This window comes from Streptomyces sp. NPDC006265 (genome assembly GCF_040613555.1).
Taxonomy (GTDB): Bacteria; Actinomycetota; Actinomycetes; order Streptomycetales; family Streptomycetaceae; genus Streptomyces.
Genome location: NZ_JBEXSH010000664.1, coordinates 1 through 5,159, shown reverse-complemented (window position 1 = coordinate 5,159; position 5,159 = coordinate 1). Strand labels below are relative to the sequence as shown.

The window sequence follows — 5,159 nt, the reverse complement described above, 5'->3', positions numbered from 1 at the left end:
GCCCCTGCTCCTGCCCAACGCCTGGGACCATGCATCCGCCCGGGCCCTCGCGGGGCAGGGGTTCCGCGCGGTCGGGACGACGAGCCTGGGCGTCGCCGCGGCCGCCGGGCTCCCCGACGGGGCGGCGGCGACCCGGGAGGAGACGCTGCGGCTGGCCATGGCCCTGGGGTCCGAGCCGTTCCTGCTGTCCGTCGATGCGGAGGGTGGATTCAGCGACGATCCGGACGAAGTGGCGCAGTTCGCGCGGGAGGTGTACGCCGCCGGAGCCATCGGCATCAACCTCGAGGACGGCCTCGGACCGACCGCCCGCCATGCGGCGAAGATCGCGGCGGTCAAGCGGGCCGCTCCCGCCCTGTTCGTCAACGCCCGCACCGACACCCACTGGCTGGGCGACGGCGACGGCACCCTCGCACGTCTCGACGCCTACCGACAGGCGGGCGCGGACGGGGTGTTCGTGCCCGGCCTCACCGACCTGCACGCCATCGAGACCCTGGTACGCCACCTGGACGTGCCCCTCAACGTCCTCTACTCACCCGGCGGCCCCACCGTCCCCCACCTCGCCGACGTCGGCGTACGCCGCATCAGCCTCGGCTCGCTGCTGTACCGACGGGCGCTGGGTGCGGCCCTGGAAGCGGTTGCTGACCTCAGCGCGGGCCGCACACCGACGGGTCCGACACCGTCGTACGACGAGGTGGCGGGGCTCGCTTCGCCGGGTCGCGGACCCGGCCAGGTGCAGCCGCGGGAGTGATCCAGCCGTCACCGACGGCGTCGAGTACCGCGCGGAGATCGGCGTCCTCAGCGGGGCACAGGCGTTGATGGACTTCCGGAACCAGTTCGTCGCCCATATGGGCACGGCCGCACTGCGCCCGCGGGAGCGGCCTCAGATCCACCACCAGCGCGCGCGGCTCCGGTGGCAGATCCTCACCGAGGACGGCGATGGCGCGACCTTCGCCACCGGGACCGATGTGATCCACCTCGACGAGGACGGCCGGATCACCTCCGTAACCGCCTTCCTCGACCGGGCCCCCGCGGGCTTCGACCCCGGGGCGCACCACTGGGGCGGCCCCCGGGCACGTCGTCCCGCTCTAGGGCGTGTCGAGCGCGGCGACCAGCAGGGCCACGGCGGCGAGGTCGGGCACGGTACGCAGAAAGGCCACGGTCTGGCGGGCCGCGAACTCCCGCTGCGCGGCGGCCACGGCGGGGTCTACGGAGGTCTCGGCCTGCACGTGGATGTAATTCAGGGCCGTGGCGAAGAGCATCGAGAAGGACTCCGGGCCGGTGAGGTCGGCTCGGCCACCGGCCTCGCGGTAGGCCCGGGTCAGGCGCCGCGCGGAGGCGATGTCCACATCGTTGCCGCCGGACCAGACGAAGAGGGCGCGTGCGAACTCCCGTTCCGCACAGACGGGCCCGGCGTTGTCCCAGTCGAGGAGGACCGGTCCGTCCCGGCCGACCAGGACGTTCTGGGGCTGGAGGTCGAGGTGGGAGGTCACCAGGTCGTCGGGCGCCGACGGGGTCACCCAGTGGGCCAGTGGAGGCGCAGTCGTGGCGATGAACCGGTCCAGTTCCTCCGACCACGGCAGGCCGGCGTCGCGCACCTTCTTCAGGACGTCCGCCCAGCCGGCGTCGTCGGGACACCGCTCGTACCAGTCGGCCGGGGTCTCGACGGCTCCCTGACCGGCTTGGTGGAGCAGGGCCGTGGTCCGGCCGAACCAGTCCAGGACGTCGGGATCGGCGGGGTCCGCCCGGTCGCCGTCGACCCAGTCGTACAGCTTCACCCAGGTTCCGCCGCCCGGGGAGTCGAGGCGGGAGACGTGTGCGCCGTGCAGGTCGGGGTGGAGCCGGGGCGAGGCGATGCCCAGGGCGGCCGCGGAATCCCGTAACGCCGCCTCGCGGGCCGCCTGGGCCGGGTCGCACCCGAAGAGGAGTTCCTTCACGGCATACGAGCAACCGTTTCCGGAGAGTTTCCAGATCTGGCCCAGCGCGCCCCGGGCGACGGGCGTCATGGTCCAGGGGCCGCCGCCGAGGCAGTGCATCTCGGCTATGGCACCGGCGGTGTCGTCGGATCGGGCGTGATCAGCCATCGGGTGTCCTCTTCTCGCTGGGCCAGTTCCGCAGCAGTACGTGCAGGGCGTCGATCGCCCTGTCCCACGAGACCTGCACGCCACGGGGCGCGCCGAAGGCGCCGGTGGACTCCAGGGCGCAGTAGCCGTGAAAGGTGCTGCGCAGCAGGCGCACGGCGTCGGTGAGGTCGGGTTCCTCCAGACCGTAGGCGCGGAGCATGCCGTAGGTGACGTCGGCCGTGCGGCGCATCGCGGGGGAGTCGGTGACGAGCTCCGGGTCGATCCGGAGCTGCGTCGCCGCGTACCGGCCCGGGTGCTCCAGGGCGTAGGCCCGGTAGGCGGCGGCGAAGGCGGCCAGCGTGTCCCTGCCGGGCGCCCGTCCCTCGACCGCCTCCGCGATCCGGTCGATCATCTCGCCGCCGGCGAGGAGGGCCATCCGGATCCGCAGGTCCCGCAGATTCCGGACGTGGGTGTACAGACTCGCGTCCTTCACCCCGAAGCGACGGGCCAGGGCGGAGAGGGTGACGCCCTCGAACCCGGCCTCGTCGGCGAGGTCGGCCGCGGCCGCGACGAGGCGCTCGGGGGTCAGACCGGCTCTGGGCATGGAGGATTCGGGGTCACCTCTCGAAGAGGGGCCGTGTCGTCGGTGAGGGCCCACGGGAGCTGGGAGCGATCGTAGCCGCCGGTGAGGGCACGCGGACGCCGTACCCCACCGGTCACGCCGCTCGGGTTCCGCCCCACGGATCACGTCCCACCGCCACCAGCTCCTGCGCGCGTCGGCCCCGGGCCCCCACCCCCTCTCGCCCGGTTGCCGTCGGTCCGCCCCGCTCAGCGGATCGGCGCGTACACCACCCCCAGCTTGTCCAGCTCGTCGCCCGCGCGGCCGGTGAAGCCCACGATCTGCCGGCCGGTCGGGGCCGTGAAGGTCTTCGCGTCGGACGTGGCCGTGCCGGTGGACAGGATGCGGTTGCGGTCCGTCGTGAACGCCGCCGAGAACAGGCGGGTACGGCCGGCCTTCTGGCCTTGTGTCAGCTTGACCGAGGTCAGGTGCTCACCCGCGGCCAGGGTGAGGGAGGTCGCGGTGCCGCCCGTGCCGCCGTGCGCGAGGGTCGTGCCGCCGTCGTGGGTGAGCGACACGGCGTCCAGGCGGGCGCCGCCGCGCAGGGTGAGCGTGCGCGGAGACGGGGTGGACGGCAGGTCGTCCGCGTCGTTGAAGGCCGTGCCGTGCGGGCCGCCGAAGAAGTCGCTCGCGCGCAGCGACGAGTCGAGCGTGTAGGAGAAGTCGACCGCGTGCGGGAAGTGGTCGGAGAGGTTGCCGCCGGCCGGGTCCAGGAAGGACGCCCACGCGTTGCCGTAGCGGGTCGCGTTCAGGCTCAGCAGTTTGCTGCCGCGGTAGAGGACCTTGTCCACGACCTCGCAGTCGTCCGGCGGTGCCGTGGTGGGGCAGACGAGCGCGGCACTGCCCTGGGCCGGGGGCGTCCCGCCCTTCACGCGCTGGACCCATGCGTCGGTCAGGCCGTTCTCGCTCACGAGCGTGCGGATGTTGTCGCCGGAGCGCGTGTACCGCGTGTTCGTGTCGCCCATGACGATCACCGCGTTGCCGGACGAGTTCGCCTGGATGAAGTCGGAGAGCTGCTCGACGTTGGCGCGGCGGGCGGCGAGCGCGTCGTCGGTGTCGTCCGCGTTGGTGTGCACGTTGTAGAGGTCCAGGAAGACACCTTCGGCGAGCCGGACCCGCGCCAGGGAGAAGCCCTTCGGCGTGAGGCAGTTGGTGCCGGTGCACTTGTTCCACTTCACGCGCTGGAAGTCCTCGAAGGGATGGTCCGAGAGGGTGTTGAGTCCGTCTCCGAACGGGACGCCGCCGCTGGTCGCGGTGCGGTGAGGGTGGTCGTCGCGCGCGTACAGGGCGGCGTGGTAGTTGAAGTCCTCCTGCACGTTGACGATGTCGTACGCCCCGAGGCGCGGCGAGATCAGCGGAGTGTTCTTCTCCGGGTTGCCCGAGCTCAGGCCCTCGGGGAGGCCTGCGACGTTGTAGGTGAGGACGGTGAAGGAGCCGGAGTCCGCGGCGGCGGCGGGTGTCGCGCTGGTGGTGGCCAGGCCCGTGACGGCCAGGGCGGCGGCCACGACGGTGCCGATCAGTCTCTTCATGGGGGGTGTCTCCGGTCGGAGAGGCGACGGGGAGGAAAGGTGAACGGTGCTCAGGTTCGAGGGCAATGCCCTTGGTGCGCAAGGGGAACAGCGCGAACAGTGGGAGACGTCCTGGCGTCAGGAGTGACGCAGCAGGTTCAGATCCGTGCCCCAGGAGTCGAGGACCCCGCCGTGTCCGGCGTCACGCGCCGCCCTCTCGATCCCGGTGAAGAGCACGCGCTGGGTGGACGGGTCGCCGTCGCCCAGGATGCGCCGCAGGACGGGCAGGAGACGGCCCGCGCCCCACCCGGGATCGCCCAGCGGCTGCCGTTCCAGTTCCCAGCGCAGGTACTTGTTGTACGGCCGGACGCGGCGGTGCAGGGCGAACAGCACCGCCAGGGCGTACGGGACGGTCTCGGCGGCGTCCAGGTGGCCCAGGTCGGGGCGGTCGTCGCGGTAGCTCTTCAGGGAGCGGTAGGCCTGGTTGACGTAGGCGTCGAGCCAGCCGGCGGCGGCGTCCCGGGCCTCGTCGGCACCGAGTGTCCGCTTCTCGTCCAGGATCCGGGCGATGGACCCGTCGAGCCGGTCGAGCAGTACCTCGGCGTGGACGTAGGAGTAGCGCGCGAAGTGGTCCGGCCGGCCGGGCGTGCCGCGCGTGCGGAACTCCGCCAGCTCGATGACCACGAGGTCGAGGTGGGCCGAGCGGAACCAGTCCAGCGGCGGGCCGGCCCTGACCCGGCCGGGACTCACCCGCGATCGCGGTCGCAGCAGTCCCGCAGCGCGGCCAGCGCGTCCCAGGCCGCCCCGGGCTCCTCCCGGGCGAGGACCACCGGGGCGTGTTCGGGCCCGAAGACGACGTATCCCTCCGCCAGGTACGGGTCCGGCCGGCCGGGCGTGCCGCGCGTGCGGAACTCCGCCAGCTCGATGACCACGAGGTCGAGGTGGGCCGAGCGGAACCAGTCCAGCGGCGGG

At 72.7% G+C, this 5,159-nt stretch carries 5 protein-coding genes and 1 pseudogene; 1 reads left to right on the top strand and 5 read right to left on the bottom strand.

Annotation, left to right across the window (positions count from 1 at the left end; genetic code table 11):
- A partial coding sequence (locus ABZ281_RS36875) for an isocitrate lyase/phosphoenolpyruvate mutase family protein (RefSeq protein ID WP_356662403.1) occupies positions 1–748 on the top strand: 748 nt, incomplete at its 5' end.
- Between the two features lie 337 nt (positions 749–1,085).
- On the opposite strand, the gene ABZ281_RS36870 is transcribed toward ABZ281_RS36875, so the two are convergent.
- The 5 genes and pseudogenes from ABZ281_RS36870 to ABZ281_RS36850 all read right to left on the bottom strand — a co-directional run.
- The gene (locus ABZ281_RS36870) at positions 1,086–2,081 is read right to left on the bottom strand and encodes an aminoglycoside phosphotransferase family protein (protein WP_356662402.1); all 996 of its coding nucleotides are present in this window, start codon (positions 2,079–2,081) and stop codon (positions 1,086–1,088) included.
- The gene (locus tag ABZ281_RS36865; RefSeq protein WP_356662401.1) at positions 2,074–2,664 is read right to left on the bottom strand and encodes a TetR-like C-terminal domain-containing protein; all 591 of its coding nucleotides are present in this window, start codon (positions 2,662–2,664) and stop codon (positions 2,074–2,076) included. Before ABZ281_RS36865 ends, ABZ281_RS36870 begins: the two co-directional genes overlap by 8 nt.
- Positions 2,665–2,888: 224 nt before the next feature.
- Positions 2,889–4,208, bottom strand: a complete 1,320-nt coding sequence (locus ABZ281_RS36860) for a jacalin-like lectin (protein ID WP_356662400.1) — start codon at positions 4,206–4,208, stop codon at positions 2,889–2,891.
- Positions 4,209–4,325: 117 nt separating this feature from the next.
- Positions 4,326–4,937: a hypothetical protein gene (locus tag ABZ281_RS36855; protein WP_356662399.1), complete on the bottom strand. Its 612-nt coding sequence runs from the start codon at positions 4,935–4,937 to the stop codon at positions 4,326–4,328.
- Positions 4,934–5,159, bottom strand: a pseudogene (locus ABZ281_RS36850) (hypothetical protein); the annotation flags it as partial. The pseudogene ABZ281_RS36850 and the gene ABZ281_RS36855, both read right to left, overlap by 4 nt.